Genomic DNA, 16,234 nt, shown 5'->3' with positions numbered 1-16,234 from the left:
AGTTCGGCGAGGTCGGTTACGTCGCGGGCAACGAGTTCCTCAACGCCTTCGCCGCCCACCGCGCCGCCCGCCGCCCCGGCAGGACGCTCGCGATCGCCTGGACCGACTGGCAGGAGTCCGGCATGTGGGCCTCCGCCCAGCGCCGCCTGACCGAGCGGTACGGCACCGGTGCCGACCTGCCCGTACCGCCCGGGGAGGACCTCCTCGGCGCCATCGCCCCACGGGAGGGCGTCGACCTCTTCGCCCGGCTGCTCGCCGCCGAGACCGGCCCCGGCGTCCTCGTGTCCACCCGCGACCTCGGCGAACTCCTCGCCCGGCACGAGGCGTACACCACCGACGACCACCTCACCGTGATCGGCGGCCTCAGCATCACCCCGGCCGCAGCCCGCAACCGCGACGCCCTCACCGCACCGTACGAGGCACCGAAGACGCCCGCCCAGCGTGTCATCGCCGACTGGTTCCGCGACCTGCTCGGCCTCGAACAGGTCGGCACCGAGGACGACTTCTTCGCCCTCGGCGGCGACTCGCTGCTCGCCCTGCGCCTGCTGTCGCACCTGCGGGACTCCTACGGAGTGGAGATCCCCATGGCCCGCATGTTCGCCGGACCCACCGTCGCGGCGCTCGCCGCCACCGTCGAACGGCCCGGCGACGCACCGTCCGACCAGGAAGAGGCGATCCTTTGACCGCGCCCGCCCTCACGGACCTCCTCACCGAACTCCGCGGCCGGCAGGTCACCCTCACCGCAGACGGTGACCAGCTCCGCTGCCGTGCTCCCCAGGGCGTCCTGACCGAGGGCCTGCTCGCGACGATCCGCGCCCACCGGGACGAACTCCTCGCCCACCTGCGCGCCGAGCGGCGCATCCCGCGCCACGACGGACCGGCGCAGCTGTCGTTCGCCCAGGAACAGCTCTGGCTGCTCCACCAGTTCCACCCCGGCGACACCGCGTACAGCATCCCCCTGGAGATCGCCCTCCACGGGCCGCTGCACCCGGCCGCCCTGCGCGACGCCCTCGCCCGAGTGACGCTCCGCCACGAGGTGCTGCGCACCCGCTACGCCATCAGCCGCGGACGCCCCCGGCCCGTCGTCGACCCCTTCCATCCCCCGGAGCTTCCCCTGGCCGATCTCTCCGGGCTCCAGGACCGTCACCGTCCGGCCGTCCTCGCCCGGCTGGCCGCCGAGGAGGCGCGGCGGCCCTTCGACCTCGCCACCGGACCGGTGCTGCGGGCCCGGCTCGTCCGGCTGGCCCCCGGGGAACACCGGCTGCTGCTGACCCGCCACCACATCGCCGCCGACGGCTGGTCCCTCGGCGTCCTGCTCGGCGAACTGGGCACGTACTACCGTGCCCACACGGCGGGCGTGCCGAGCGGAGCTGCCGAACTCCCTCTGCAATACGCCGATTTCGCCGCCTGGCAGCGCGAGCAGGCCGAGCAACCCGCGTGCGCCGAGCGACTCGCCGCATGGGCGCGGCGACTGGCCGGCGCCCCGCCCGGCCTGGACCTGCTCGGCCCGCCAACCGCCGAACCCTGCATGACGGCCGGCGTCCGCCGGTCGGACCTTCCCGCAGGACTCGTCAAGGAGCTGCGCGCACTGGGCGGTTCACAGCACCTGACCCTGTTCCCACTGCTGCTGGCCGCCTACGGGCTCGCTCTCACGGGCCTGTCCGGGCAGCGCGACCTGGTCGTGGGGGTGCCTGTGGCCGGGCGGTCCCGCAGCGAACTGGAGCCGCTGATCGGCTGCTTCGCCGGTATCGTCCCCCTGCGCCTGACCATCGACGCCCTCGAACCGCTCACCCGGCTCGCCGCACGGGCGCAGCAGGACGTGCAGGACGTCCTCGACGGGCCGGACGTCCCCCTCGAGCGCCTGGTCGAGGTGCTGCGGCCCGAACGGTCCCTCACCGAACATCCGCTGTTCTCGGCGTCGTTCGCCTTCCAGAACACCCCGAGGACCGCCGTCGACCTGCCCGGGCTGGAGGCCGAGACGCTGCCCTCGCCGCCTGTGGCGCCCAAGTTCCCGCTGGCGCTCACTGCCACCGAGCGGCCCGACGGCTCCATCGCTCTGGCCCTGGAGTACGATCCCGGCCGGCTCACGGACTCCACGGCCGAGGAGATCCTCGCCCGGCTCCAGGACGCCCTCGCGGACCGCGACGCCCCGGCCACTTCCCGCCGCAGGCCCCCGTCTCCGCACCGGGAGCGCGAAGGACGCGACTGCCTGCACCAGTTGGTCGCCGAGGCCGCCACCCGGCATCCTGACGCCATCGCGGTCGGCGGCGGGGGAGTGCAGCTCAGCTACGGCGCGCTGCTCAGGCATGCCCGTCGGCTCGCGGCCGTCCTGCGCGCGCACGGCGCCGGACCGGAACAACTCGTGGGTGTGTGCCTGCCCCCGGGCCCGGAGTGGGTCATCGGCGCCCTGGCCGTGCTCGTCTCCGGTGCAGCCTTCCTGCCCCTCGACCCCGGCGACCCGGCCGAGCGCCGTGCCGTCGTCGCCGCCGACGCGGGCCTGAAGCTGATCGTCTCCGACACAGAACTCCCGCCGCTCCAGCGCATCGACGTCCATGCCGCCCTCCCGGCCGGTGCCCCCGTACCGGTCGGCCATGAGGCCCGGCCCGGCAGTCTCGCCTACGCCGTCTACACCTCCGGCTCCACCGGCGGCCCCAAGGGCGTGCTCGTCACCCACGCCAACGTCACCGGCCTGCTGGCCGCCTGCCGGGAAGCTCTGCCCGCGGAGGCCGCGGCATCCGGCACGTGGTCGGCAACGCACTCGGCCGCCTTCGACTTCCACGTCTGGGAGGTGTGGGGCGCGCTCACCGGCGGCAGCCGGCTCGTCATGGTGCCACCGGACACCGCCCGTGCCCCCGATGAGTTGTGGGCGCTCCTGCGCGACGAGCAGGTCACCGTCCTCAGCCAGACACCCGGCGCCTTCCGTCACCTCCTGCCCGCCGCCCTGCCCCTGGCCCCGCCGGCCGCGCTCGAACTCGTCGTGCTCGGCGGCGAGTCGTGCGACCCCGCCCGCCTGGCGCCGTGGTGGGAGGCCGTGGGCGACCGGCGCCCGGCCGTCGTCAACATGTACGGCATCACCGAGACCACCGTCCACGTCACCGCCCGGCGCCTCACGGCCGCCGACCGGACCGGCAGCCCCATCGGCGTCCCCCTGCCCGGACAGCACGTCGACGTCCTCGACGGCCACGGCCGGCCCGCCGGGACCGGAGGACAGGGCGAACTGTTCGTCGGCGGCGTCGGGCTCGCCCGCGGCTACCTCGGCCGGCCCGGCCTGACCGCCCTGCGCTTCCTGCCCGACGGCACCGGGGACCGCCCGGGCGCCCGGCGCTACCGCTCCGGCGACCTCGCACGCCTCCTGCCCGGCGGTGAACTCGGCTACCTGGGCCGCTCCGACGCGCAGGTGAAGATCCGCGGATACCGGGTGGAACCCGCCGAGACCGAGGCCGCCGCCCTGACCCACCCGGCCGTCCGCGACTGCGTGGTCGTCCCGCGCACCGACGGCGACCGTACTTACCTGGCCGCCTACGTGGTCACGGGCGATGCGGATACCTCAGGGCTCCGCGTGTATCTCGCCGAGCGGCTGCCCCGCTACCTCGTACCGGCCGCCGTGGTCCCCCTCGCCGCCATCCCCCTGACCCGCAACGGCAAGGTCGACACCGCGGCCCTGCCCGACCCCGCGGCCCACCGCCCGCCCGCCGGACAGCAGTCGCGCACCGCGACCGAGCGAACACTCACCCGGCTCCTCGCCGCCCTGCTCAAGGTGCCACCGGCCACCATCGGGGTGCACGACAACCTCTTCGACCTCGGCGGCGACTCCCTGATGGTCACCCAGTTCCACTCCCGTGTGGTCGAGGAGTTCGCCGTCGACCTCCCCGTGCGCCGGGTCTACCAGGCCCTCGACATCGCGGCGCTCGCCACGGTCGTGGACGACTTCCGCGAACGCGCCGAGCGGGACGCGATCCTCGCCGCCCTCGAGGAGGCCGAGGCGATGGGAGCCGAGGCGATGGGACAGGAAAGGGGAGGGGAAGCATGCCCGCGTCCCGAATGAGCCCGCCGCGCAGCATCGTCGACGTCGCCCGCCGGCATGCCGCGCTGACCCCGGACCGTCCCGCCTACGCCTTCCTGCCCGACGGTGAGACGGAGACCGTCCGCCTCACCTTCGCCGCGATCGACCGGCGCGCCCGCGCCGTGGCCGCCGTCCTCCAGGACCGTGGACTCGCCGGTGAACGCGTGCTCATCGCCTACCCCTCGGGCGCGGAGTACGTCCAGGCCTTCCTCGGCTGCCTGTACGCCGGTGCGGTCGCGGTGCCCTGCGACGAGCCGCGCCCCGGCCCGAGCGCCGAACGGCTGGCGGGCATCCGCGACGACGCCCGCCCGGCCCTCGCCCTGGCCGCGGCCCCAACGGGACCGGATACGCTGGACGTTGCCGGGATCCCCGACTCCGCCGCCGACGGCTGGCGCGACCCCGGGGCGGGCCCGGACGGGCTGGCCTTCCTGCAGTACACCTCCGGGTCGACCCGGCAGCCGCGCGGCGTCATGGTCTCCCACGGCAACCTGCTCGCCAACGAGCGCTCCATCGAGGCGGCCTGCGGCCACGACCGGGACTCCGTCTTCGTCGGCTGGGCGCCCTTCTTCCACGACATGGGCCTCGTCGCGAACCTGCTGCAACCTCTCTATCTGGGTTCCCTGTCGGTCCTGATGCCGCCCCTGGCCTTCCTCCAGCGCCCCGCGCGCTGGCTGCGGGCCGTCTCCCGCTACGGCGCGCACACCAGCGGCGGCCCCAACTTCGCCTACGACCTGTGCGTCGACCGCATCGGCGACGACGAGTTGGCCGGGGTCGATCTGTCCCGCTGGCGGGTCGCCTACAACGGTGCGGAGCCCGTACGCGCCGACACCCTGCGCCGCTTCGACGACCGCTTCGCCGCGCACGGTTTCGCGCCCGGCACGCACTTCCCCACCTACGGGCTGGCCGAGGCCACCCTGCTCGTCGCCTCCGGCACCAAGGGACGCCCGCCCCGCACCCTGACCGCCGACCGCGCCGCCTTGCGCGCCGGGTACGTCCGGCCCGCCGGCCCCGGGGAACCCGGAGCCGAACTCGTCGGCAACGGCGCCCCCGGCCTGGACACCGGCATCCGTGTCGTCGATCCCGCCACCGGCCGCGTCTGCCCGGACGGGCGGGTCGGCGAGGTCTGGGTGCGCGGGCCGGGCATCGCGCGCGGCTACTGGGGCCGCCCCCGGGAGTCCCGGCCCTTGCTCGCCGCCCGCCTCACCGGCAGCGGAGAGGGCCCCTACCTGCGGACCGGCGACCTGGGCGCGGTGCACGACGGCGAGCTGTACCTCACCGGCCGCCTCAAGGACCTCGTCGTCGTCCGCGGCCAGAACCACCACCCGCACGACCTCGAACGGACGGCGGAGGAGGCCCACCCGGCGATCCGTCCCACCTGCGCGGCCGCGTTCACCGTGCCCGAGGAAGGCGAGGAACGCCTCGTCCTCTGCTGCGAGTTGACCTCCTACCGCGCCGCCGACCCGCCCGCAGTGGCCGAGGCCGTCCGCGCCGCCTTCGCGCACCGGCACGGCATCGCCCCGCACACCCTCGTGGTGCTCCGCCGGGGCGGCATCGCCAAGACCACCAGCGGCAAGGTGCGCCGCGGCCACTGCCGCACCGCCTTCCTCGACGGCTCCCTGCCCGTCCACACGGCCGTCCGGCTCGCCGCCGACCACGGCCCGGAGCCCGAACTGCCGGTCACCACCGACCCGCAGACCCTGGCCACCGCGCTGCGGGACAACGCCGCCGCCCGCGCGGGCCTCGCCGGATCCCCGCCCGACCCCGACGAGCCGGTGAGCGCCCTCGGCCTCGACTCGCTGGCCGCCCTCCACCTCCACCACCGCATCCAGGCCGCCTACGGCGTGACCCTGCCCGCCACCGCCCTCCTCGGCGACCTGACCTATCGGCAACTCGCCGAGCACGTCCTCGCCGCACCCCGGGCAGTGAAGCCGTCCGGGCCCCCGGAGCCCGGCGTGTGGCGGCCGCTCACCGACGGGCAGCGCGCCCTGTGGTACGAGCAGGCCCTCGCCCCGGACGCGGCCGCCTACCACCTCGTCCGCGCCCTCACCCTTCACGGATCCGTCGACGAGCGGGAGTTGGCGGAGGCGTTCGACCGCGTCGTACGCCGCCACCCCGCGCTGCGCACCCGCTTCGCGGTCCGCGACGGCGAGCCCGTGTGCCGGACCGGGCCGGGCGGGCCGCGACTGGAGATACGCGACGCCGCCGGCCTGCCGGATGCCGAGTTCCGGGCGCGTCTGGCCGCGCTGGGCGACCGGCCCTTCGACCTGCCGGGCGGCGAACCGCCCGTACGGTTCACGCTCTTCCGCAGGGACGGCGGCCACGTCCTGCTGCTCGCGGCGCATCACCTGGTCGCCGACTTCTGGTCCCTGGTGGTGCTGCTCACCGACCTCGCCCGCTCCTGCGGCAGTTCCGGTTCCGAACTGCCGCTGTGCGAGCCGACGGTGGACAACGACTGGGCGTACTGGCGGCAGGCGCTCGACGGCGTACCCCCCGTCCTGGACCTGCCCACCGACGCCCCGCGTCCCGCCGTACGCGCCTTCGCCGGAGCCACCCGCACCTTCCGGCTCCCCCCGGACCTCACCGCGCGGCTGACTGCGCTCGCCCGGCGCCACCACTGCACCCTCTTCACCGCGCTGCTCGCAGGCTACGACCTGCTGCTGCACCGCCTCACCGGACAGCCCGACCTCCTCGTCGGCACCCTTCTCGCCCGGCGCGACACCGCCGAAGCAGCCGAGTCCGTCGGCTACTTGGTCAACCCCGTGCCACTGCGCTCCACCCGGGAGCCCGGCGAGACGTTCGCAGATCTGCTGCGGCGCACCCGGCGGACCGTGCTGGGGGCGGTCGAGCACGGTGGACACCCCTTCGGGCCGCTGGTCTCCCGGCTGGCACCTGACCGCACACCGGACCGCCCGCCGCTCGTGCAGAGCCTGTTCGTGTTCCAGCGCGAATACGGGGAGTTGGGCGACCAGGCCGACGGATACCGCGCGCTGGCGCTGGGCGTCCCGGGGCGGCTGCGCGTCGGCGCGCTCGACATGGAGTCGCTGCCGCTGCAGCGCCGGTGGTCGCAGCTCGACCTCTCCCTGCACATGGCCCGGATCGGGGACGGGATCACAGGGGTCTGGGAATACCGGACCGATCTGTTCACCGAGGCCACGATCGACGCGCTGGGCGAGGCGCTGGTCCAGCTGCTGCGGGCGGCGGCCGATCAACCCGAAGCGCCCGTGGAATCCCTCGCGTTGACGGGGGACGAGCGGCCCCTCACCGGCCCTCGCGTTCCGCGTCCCACCACCTCCCTGCACGGCCTGGCCGCCGCAGCAGCCCGCCGCCACCCCGGGAGTACGGCCGTCGTCGCGCCCGTCGACGACGGCACCGCACACCACCTCAGCCACGCTGCCCTGCACCGTGCGGCCACCTCCCTCGCCGCCCGGCTCCGCCGCGAAGGGGTCGGCCCCGAGGAGCCCGTGGCTGTCCTCGCCGAGCGCGGACCGTGGCTGCCCGTCGCCTATCTCGGCATCCTGCACGCCGGAGCCGTCGTTCTCCCCCTGGACCCGCAGGACCCGCCACAGCGGCTGGCCGCGACCGTCGCCTCCGCCGGGGCACGCCTCGTCCTCACCGACGCCGCGGCGACGCGGCTCGGTGTGCGTGCGCTGACCATCCGGGAAGCGAGCAGCGGCAGTGAGCGGTTCTCGGCGCCCGTACACCCCGAGCAGGCCGCATACCTGATCTACACCTCCGGGTCCACCGGCACCCCCAAGGGCGTCCTCGTCCCGCACCGGGCCATCGTCAACCGCCTGCTGTGGATGCAGGAGACCTATGAACTGACGCCCGGCGAACGGGTCCTGCACAAGACGCCGGTGACCTTCGACGTCTCGATGTGGGAGCTGCTGTGGCCCCTGACGGCCGGAGGGACGCTCGTCCTCGCCCCGCCCGGCGGCCACCGCGACCCCGACCGGCTCACCCGGCTCCTCGCCCGGGAGGCCGTCACCACCGTCCACTTCGTGCCTTCCGTACTCACCCCCTTCCTCACCGAACTGGACCGCTCCGGCACCCCGTTGCCCGCCCTGCGCCGCGTCGTGTGCAGCGGCGAGGAGCTTTCGGCGGGGGAGGCGGACCGTGCCGCCCGGCTGCTCGACGCCGAGGTCCACAACCTCTACGGGCCCACCGAGGCCGCCGTCGACGTCACCGCCTGGCACTGCCGCCCGGCCGAACCGGGGCCCGTCCCCATCGGGTTGCCCATCGCCAACACCACCGCCGCCGTGCTCGACGAGCGGCTGCGGCCCCTGCCCCGCCCGGTGCCCGGCGAGCTGTACCTCGGCGGCGACTGCCTCGCCCGCGGCTACCTCGGTGACCCCGCCCGCACCGCCGTCCGTTTCCTGCCCGCACCCGGCGGCGGGCGCCGCTACCGCACCGGGGACCTCGTCCGGCGCCGGACCGACGGGGCGCTGATGTTCCGGGGGCGCACCGACGACCAGGTGAAGGTCGGCGGCATCAGGGTCGAGCCCGGGGAGACCGCCGGGGTGCTGCGCACCCTGCCCGGCGTCGCCGCCGCCGCAGTCGTCGCCCACGACGGCGCCTTGGCGGCGTACGTGGTGCCGACCGCCTCCGCTCCGACGGCGGACGTACTGCGGGACGCGCTGCGCGAGCTGCTGCCCGGCCATCTCGTGCCCGCCACCGTCACGTTGCTGGACCGGCTGCCCCTCACCGCCTCCGGCAAGCTCGACCGCCGCTCCCTGCCCCGCCCGGCCGCCCCCGCACCGGACGGAGGCGAGCCGCCGTCCACCGGGACCGAGCGCCTCCTCACCCGGGTTTGGGCCGACCGCCTCGGCCGCGCGGGCGTCGGCGTGGACCAGGACTTCTACTCGCTGGGCGGCGACTCCGTCCGGGCGCTCGGCGTGGTCGCGGCCTGCCGAGATGCCGGGCTGCCGGTGACCGTCACCGACCTGCTGCGCCTGCCGACCGTACGGGCCCTCGCCCGCCACCTCGACGAACAGGGGCCGTGCGGAGGCGACTTGCCCGCCGACCCCGCGCCGTTCGCGCTCTGCCCCGAAGCTGCCGGGCGCCCCGGCCTGGAGGACGCGTACCCGATGTCCATGGCGCAGCGCGCCGTTCTCTTCCACCGCGAGCAGGATCCCAGTTACGAGGTCTACGTCACCAGCGTCGCCGTCTCCGCCCCGCTGGACCACAAGCTCCTCGCCGAGGGAGTGGATCGACTGCTGTGGCGCCACCCCTATCTGCGCTCTTCCTTCGACCTCGTCTCGTACGACGAGCCCGCGCAGCTGGTGTGGAGCGAACTGCCCACTCCACTGGAGGTGTTGGCGCACCCGGGCCCGGCCGTTTTCGACGCGTGGCTGCACGACGAGCGCGCCCGCCCCTTCGACGTCGCCGCCGGGCCCCTGGTGCGCTTCACCGCCCACGACGCGGGTGCCGACGGATTCCGGCTGACCGTCAGCAGCTTCGCCCTGGACGGCTGGTGTGTGGCCATCGTGCTCACCGAACTCCTCCGCGACTACCGGGGGGCACCCCTCGAGGCCCCCGCCACCGGCTACCGGACGTTCGTCGCCCTGGAGCGGGCCGCCCGGCACGACCCCGCGCACCGGGAGTTCTGGCGGCGCGAGCTCGCGGGCGCCCGGCCCCACCCCCTGCCCCGCCGGCCGGTCCCGCCACCGGACGAGGGGCTCCGTCGGCATCGTCGCGTGGTGCCGGTCGAGGACGGTGTCGCCACGGCGCTGTCGGACCTGGCCGCCGAACTCGGCGTCGGGCTCAAGCACGTTCTGCTCGGCGTCCACCTGCGCGTCGTGCGGGCGCTGTCGGGCGATCCCGACGTCATCACCGGCGTCGAGACCCACGGCCGTCCCGAACGGCACGACGGCGACCGGATCGTGGGAGTGTTCAACAACATCCTGCCGCTCCGGCAGCGCGTCGACGGCGGCAGCTGGGCGGACCTGGCCCGCGCGGCACACGCCGCCGAGGCGCGCACGGGGGAGTACCGCCGCTATCCGCTCGTCCAGGCCCAGCGCGACACCGGGGCCGCCGAACTCTTCGACACCCTCTTCGTCTTCACCCACTTCCGCCTCTACCGCGAACTGGCCGGCCTGGACGGCATGACGGTCTCCGGCCTTCAGGCCCCCGACCAGACGTACGTACCGCTCACGGCGCACTTCAACGTCGACACCGTGGACGGCGGCGGACTGCGCCTGCTGCTGGAGTCCGACCCGCGCGAATTCCCCGACGCCCAGGTCGAGGAGTACGCCGCGTACTACGCGCGGGCGCTCACGGCAGCCGCCGGACATCCGCACCGTGCTTATCGCGATGCCCCGTTGACGGAACATCGCCCTGTCCAGGTGAGCGAGCGCGGGGAACCGTCCGTCCACGCCCTGCTGACCGCCCCGGCCGCCGCGCACCCGGACCGGATCGCCCTCGCCGACGAGCACGGGCAGACCAGCCACGGCGCCCTCGCCCGCCGAGCGGCCCGGCTGGCCACGACGCTCCGGGCCGCCGGTGCGGGGCCGGACACCGTCGTCGGGATCTGGGCCCGCCGCCGGACCGACACCGTCGTGGCGCTGCTCGCCGTGCTCCACGCCGGTGCCGCCTACCTCCCGCTCGACCCGGCCCATCCGCCCCGGCGGCAGCGGCAGGTGCTCACCGAGGCCGGGGCACGCCTGCTCGTCCTGCCCGCCGACGCGGACACCCCGCTGCGCACCTGCGGACTGCCCGTCGTGGACCCGGCCGACCTCGGCGCACCCCTGGCCCCCGTGCCCGTCCACCCCGAGAACCTGGTTGCGGTGATGGCCACATCCGGCTCCACCGGAACCCCCAAGACCATCGGCGTCCCCCAACGCGCCCTGGCCCACTACCTCCGCTGGGCGGTCGACCGCTACCGCCTGGGCCCGGACACGGTGTCACCCGTCCACTCGTCGCTCGCCTTCGACCTGACCGTCACCGCACTGCTCGCGCCCCTCGCCGCGGGCGGGCGGGTCGAACTGGCCGACTCCGACGACCCGTCCGCCCTCGGCGACGCCCTGGCCGCCGGCCACCACACCCTGCTCAAGATCACCCCCGCGCACCTGGCCGCTCTCGGCCACCGGCTCACCGCACCGACCGCGCTGCGCACGGTCGTGGCCGGAGGCGAACCGCTGCACGCCGGGCACGTCCGCGCACTGCGGTCGTTCGCCCCCGGCGCGACGCTCGTCAACGAGTACGGCCCCACCGAAACCACGGTCGGCTGCTGCGCCCACGACGTCGCCTACGACGTCGTCACCGGCGAGGAGCCGATCCCCGTCGGCACCCCCGTCCCCGGGCTCACCGCCCGCGTGGTCGACGACGCGCTGCCCGCACCCCCCGGGGTGCTCGGCGAACTGTACGTCGGCGGCGCGGGCGTCACCCGGGGCTACCTCGGCCGGCCCGCGGCCACCGCCGTCGCCTACGTCCCCGACCCCGACGCGCACGGGGCCCGCCGCTACCGCACCGGCGACCTCGCGCGGCACCGGCCGGACGGCGTCCTGCTGCTGGCCGGGCGCGCCGACCGCCAGGTGAAGATCCGGGGCCACCGCGTCGAGCCCGGGGAAGCCGAGCATGTGCTCGCCGCCCACCCCGGGGTGCGCGAGGCGGCCGTCGTGGACCGGCCGGTGGCCGGGGGCGGGCGCCGGCTGGTCGCGTACTGGGTTCCGGCCGGCCCGGCGGCCCCGCCGCCCGAGCGCGAACTGACCGCCCTGCTGGCCGACCGGCTGCCCCCGTACGCGGTTCCCGCCCGGCTCGTCCGGCTGACCGCCCTGCCCACCACGCCCCACGGCAAGGTCGACCACGACCGGCTGGACGGCGCCGCCCGGGAGCGGCGGCTGGCCGAACTGCTCGACAGGGTCGAGGCGTTGACGGACGCCGAGGCGGCCTCGGCCCTCCGCGAGGGCCTCCCCGCACCAGGAGGTGACGATGTCCGGGCATGACGACCGCATCGCCGGTCTGTCGGAGGACCGGCGCGCCCTGCTCGCGCAGTGGCTCGCCGACGACCCCGGGGATGTCCTCGGCGGCGTCCCGGCCGAGGAGCGGCCTGCCCACCGCCCGCCCCGCACCGACGCCGAACGCGTCCTCGCCACCGTATGGGAGGAGGTGCTGGAGGTCCGCGAAGTGGGCGCCGACGACGACTACTTCGCGCTCGGCGGCGACTCCGTCCACGCCATCGTCGTCGTCGCCAAGGCCCGGCACGCCGGGTTCGCCGTCGCCGCCCAGGACCTCTTCGACGCCCGTACCCTCGAGGCGGTCGCCGAGCGCTCCGTTCCGGTGGCCCCGCCTGAACCAGTACCGGAGATGCATGCGGCCGAACTCCCCCTGACGCCCATGCAACAGGGCATGCTCTACCACTCCGTCGGCGGCAGCACCCCCGGCGCCTACGTCGTCCAGGTCTTCTGCCGTCTCACCGGCGACCTGGACGTACCCGCCTTCCGGGCCGCCTGGCAGGCCGTGGTCGGCGCCAACCCGGCGCTCGGCGCCCGCTTCCGCTGGGACGCCGGCTCCCTGCCCGTCCAGGTCACCGACCCCGCCGCACGCGTCGCCGTCGACACGTACGACTGGCGCGGCACGCCGGAGGCCGTACGGGACGAGGAGTTCACCCGCTTCCTCGACGCCGACCGCGAGCGGGGCTTCGACCTCACCCGCGCCCCTCTGATGCGGCTCGCGCTCTTCCGTGAGGACGAGCGCGCGTACCGCTGCGTGTGGACCCACCACCACCTCGTCCTCGACGGCTGGTCCCAGCAGCTCGTCCTCGGTGACGTCCTCGACTGCTACGCGCGGCTGTGCGCTGGGGGCGTCGCCGCGCCGTCCGCCCGGCCGTCCTTCGCGGGCCATGTGCGGCGGCTGGCCGAACAGGAAGGCGTCGACGAGGAGTTCTGGCGACGTCACCTCGCCGGAGCGCCCGCCCCGACCCGCGTCGCCGGGCCCGGCTGCCGTGACGGTCAGGTCGTCGCCGTACGGCGCGGCGAACGCGAACACCGCGTCGCCCCGGCCACGGGGCGGCAACTGACCGCGTTCTGCCGCCGGCACGGGCTGACCCCGGCCACCGTGCTGCACGGAGGCTGGGCCCTTCTGCTCTCGCTCCACTGCGACCAGGACGACGTGGTCTTCGGCACCACCCTCTCCGGCCGCCCCGACGACCTGCCCGGCGTCACCGAATGCGTGGGCCTGTTCATCAACACCCTGCCCCTGCACATCCGTTGCGGTGGCGCCGAGGACGTCGTGGAGTGGCTGCACGGCATCCAGCACGACCTGACCGCCCTGCCGGCGCATGCGCACGTCCCGCTCAGCCGCATCGAGCGCGGACTCGGCCTCGGCTGGGGCGACGGGCTCTTCGACAGCATCGTGGTCGTCGAGAACTTCCCCGCCCGCATCGCCGACGGCCACGAGGCGGGCGGACTGCGGGTGGAGCGGCCCCGGGCCCTCGTCGACGAGGGCTACCCCCTCGTCCTGGAGGCCACCACCGGCGAACACCCCGTGCTGCGCGCCCGCTTCGACCCCCGCCGCATCGACGGCGGTCACGTACGGGACCGGCTCGCCGCCCTCGACGACTGCCTCCGGGCGGTGACCGCCGACCCCGCCCGCCCGCTGCCCGCGCTCCGGGCCGCCCTGGACCGCGGCCGTGCCCGCAGAGACGACGTCGGCCGCGCCGCCCGCCGGGAGGCGGACCGCACCCGGCTGGCCCTGGCACGACGCCGGCCCGCCACCCCGACCGAGGCCACGACGACTGAGGGAGAGACACCGTGACACTGATCGTGGTGACCGGAGCCGGCGGATTCATCGGCTCCCACCTCGTACGACGCCTCGTCCGCGACGGGCACCGGGTCCGCGGCGTCGACCTGGCGCACCCACGCCACGAACCCACCGCCGCCCAGGAGTTCGTCACCGTCGACCTCCGTGACCCGGTGCAGGCCCGGTGCGCTGTCGCCGGAGCCGGCACCGTCTACGCGCTCGCCGCCAACATGGGCGGCATCGGCTGGACCCACCAGGCACCCGCCGAGATCCTCCACGACAACCTGCTGATCTCCACCCGCACCATCGAGGCCTGCCGGGCGGCCGGAGTCCGCACCACCCTCTACACCTCCTCGGCCTGCGTCTATCCCGGCTATCTCCAGCGCGAACCCGACGCACCGCCACTGGCCGAACACAGAGTCTTCCCCGCCGAACCCGACATGGAATACGGCTGGGAGAAACTCACCACCGAACTCCTGTGCAACGCCTACCGCAAGAGCCACGGCATGGACATCAAGATCGCCCGGCTGCACGCCATCTACGGCCCCGTCGGCGAGTTCGACGGCCCCCGCGCCAAATCGCTGGCCATGCTCTGCACCAAGGTCGCCCGGCTGGACGGCGACGAGGGCGAGATCGAGGTCTGGGGCGACGGCACCCAGACCCGCTCCTACTGCTACATCGACGACTGCGTCGAAGGCCTGATACGCCTCGCCCGCTCCGAGGTGACCGAACCCCTCAACATCGGCTCCGAGGAACGCATCGACATCGCCTCCCTCGTCGACCGGATCGCCCACGTCGCCGGCAAGAAGGTGCGCTGCGCCTTCGCCCCCGACCGGCCGGTCGGGCCGCGCGGACGCAGTTCCGACAACACCCGCTGCCGTCAACTGCTCGGCTGGGAGCCCGGCACCACGCTCCAGGCGGGCCTGGAGCGTACGTACCCCTGGATCGCCCAGCAGGTCGCGGCGGGGGAGAGGAGTGCCGATGGCTGACCGCGCACCGCTGAAGGACCTCGGCCGGCTGCTGCTCGGGCACGCCGCCCGCTTCCGGGGACGCGACCTCCAGGACATCGCCACCCGCGCCCTGCGCACGGCGGACGGCGCGGACGCCTGGGTGGTGGGCGTCGTCAACGCCAGCCTGCGCGCCCGCCAGAGCCTGGACCACGCGCTGCGGCTCGCACCCCGCCGCCGGATCTCGCGGCTGCGCTTCCCGTTCTCCGGCGCGTACCACGCGGCCACCCCGCCCCGGGCCCTGTCCCTGCTGTGCCCGACCCGCGAGCGCGTCGGCAACGTCGAGCGCTTCCTCGACAGCGTCGCCCGCACCGCCGCCGCCCCCGGCCGCATCGAGGCGCTGTTCTACGTCGACTCCGATGATCCCCAACGCGCCGTCTACCAGGCACTGTTCGAGCGGGCCCGGTGGCGCTTCGGCCGCATCGGGCGGTGCGTCCTGCGCGTCGGCCCGCCCGTCGGCGTCCCGCGCGCCTGGAACCGGCTGGCCGAGGAGGCGGCCGGTGACGTGCTGATGATGGCCAACGACGACCAGCTCTACATCGACCACGGCTGGGACGCCGCCCTCGACGCCCGCCTCACCGAACTGACCGCCCTCCACCCCGACGGCGTGCTCTGCCTCTACTTCGACGCGGGCCAATACCCTGAGGGCTCCTGCGACTTCCCCATGGTCACCCGGCCCTGGTACGACACCCTCGGCTATTTCACCCCCACGGCCTTCCAGCAGTGGGAGGTCGAGAAATGGGTCTTCGACATCGCCGAACGCCTGGACCGGCTCCGCCCCGTCCCCGGCGTCCTCGTCGAGCACTGCCACTACCAGGACTACAAGGCCCCCTTCGACGCCACCTACCAGCGGCACCGGATGACCAGGGAGAAGTCCTTCGCCGACCACGCCCTGTTCCTGCGCACCGAGGGCGAGAGGGAGGCGGAGGCCGACAAGCTCCGCGCCGTCATCGCACAGCGCCCCGCGGCCCCCCTGGACCCGGCGGACTTCTGGTTCACCGACCTCCTGCACGACGGCCGCGCCAAGCTGCTCGCCGAACTCGACGACGCCGCGGACTCGTCCGGCGGTGCCGTCCTCCACGCCGACGGTGCCTGGACCGCCGCCGCGTACGAGGCCCACCCGCTGGCCACCGCGCTGCTCTCCACGATCCCGGAGGCCACCGTGGCCGACGGCCGCGCCGAACTCCTCGCCCTGCCACCCGGCGAGAGCCGGGACCTTCCCGGAGTCGGCGACGGTACGCTGCGCGTCCTGTACGGGCTCAGGGTCCCCGACGGGTGCCGGGTGCGCCTCGACGGCGCCCCCGTGCTCTGGGGCACCGCGCAGTGCCTGGTCCATGACGCCGCCGCGCCGACCGTCCTGCGCAACGACGGCACGGACACCCTGGCGGCGCTCACCTTCGTGATGCCCCGCCCGGAAACGGGGGAGTGA

6 protein-coding genes (1 of these 6 only partly in view) are annotated in these 16,234 nt (G+C 74.9%); all 6 read left to right on the top strand.

All coding sequences use genetic code 11. The annotated features are described in order from the left end of the window. Tightly spaced (each overlapping or abutting the next), the 6 genes in view from ACV530_RS03775 to ACV530_RS03750 form a layout consistent with a single transcriptional unit that may run on beyond the window. Nucleotides 1-683: the final stretch of a type I polyketide synthase gene (locus ACV530_RS03775; RefSeq protein ID WP_494330763.1), read on the top strand. It extends 4,678 nt beyond the left edge of the window; only the last 683 of its 5,361 coding nucleotides appear in the window; its start codon lies off the left edge, out of view; it ends in the stop codon at nt 681-683. Further along, nucleotides 680-4,045, top strand: coding sequence for an amino acid adenylation domain-containing protein (locus ACV530_RS03770; protein WP_494330762.1), 3,366 nt, complete (start codon nt 680-682; stop codon nt 4,043-4,045). The genes ACV530_RS03775 and ACV530_RS03770 overlap by 4 nt, the downstream gene beginning before the upstream one ends. Next, complete coding sequence (locus ACV530_RS03765) at nt 4,027-12,003, top strand: amino acid adenylation domain-containing protein (RefSeq protein WP_494330761.1); 7,977 nt, start codon at nt 4,027-4,029, stop codon at nt 12,001-12,003. The genes ACV530_RS03770 and ACV530_RS03765 overlap by 19 nt, the downstream gene beginning before the upstream one ends. Continuing rightward, a complete protein-coding gene (locus tag ACV530_RS03760; RefSeq protein ID WP_494330760.1) occupies nt 11,990-13,813 on the top strand; it encodes a condensation domain-containing protein in 1,824 nt (607 codons plus the stop codon). The genes ACV530_RS03765 and ACV530_RS03760 overlap by 14 nt, the downstream gene beginning before the upstream one ends. Beyond that, the gene (locus tag ACV530_RS03755) at nt 13,810-14,787 is read left to right on the top strand and encodes an NAD-dependent epimerase/dehydratase family protein (protein ID WP_494330759.1); all 978 of its coding nucleotides are present in this window, start codon (nt 13,810-13,812) and stop codon (nt 14,785-14,787) included. The genes ACV530_RS03760 and ACV530_RS03755 overlap by 4 nt, the downstream gene beginning before the upstream one ends. Beyond that, nucleotides 14,780-16,234: a glycosyltransferase family 2 protein gene (locus tag ACV530_RS03750; protein WP_494330758.1), complete on the top strand. Its 1,455-nt coding sequence runs from the start codon at nt 14,780-14,782 to the stop codon at nt 16,232-16,234. Before ACV530_RS03755 ends, ACV530_RS03750 begins: the two co-directional genes overlap by 8 nt.

This window comes from Streptomyces sp. SX-6, assembly GCF_059089585.1.
Note: the sequence above shows the minus strand (reverse complement) of the source record. Positions and strands in the feature narration are given on the sequence as shown.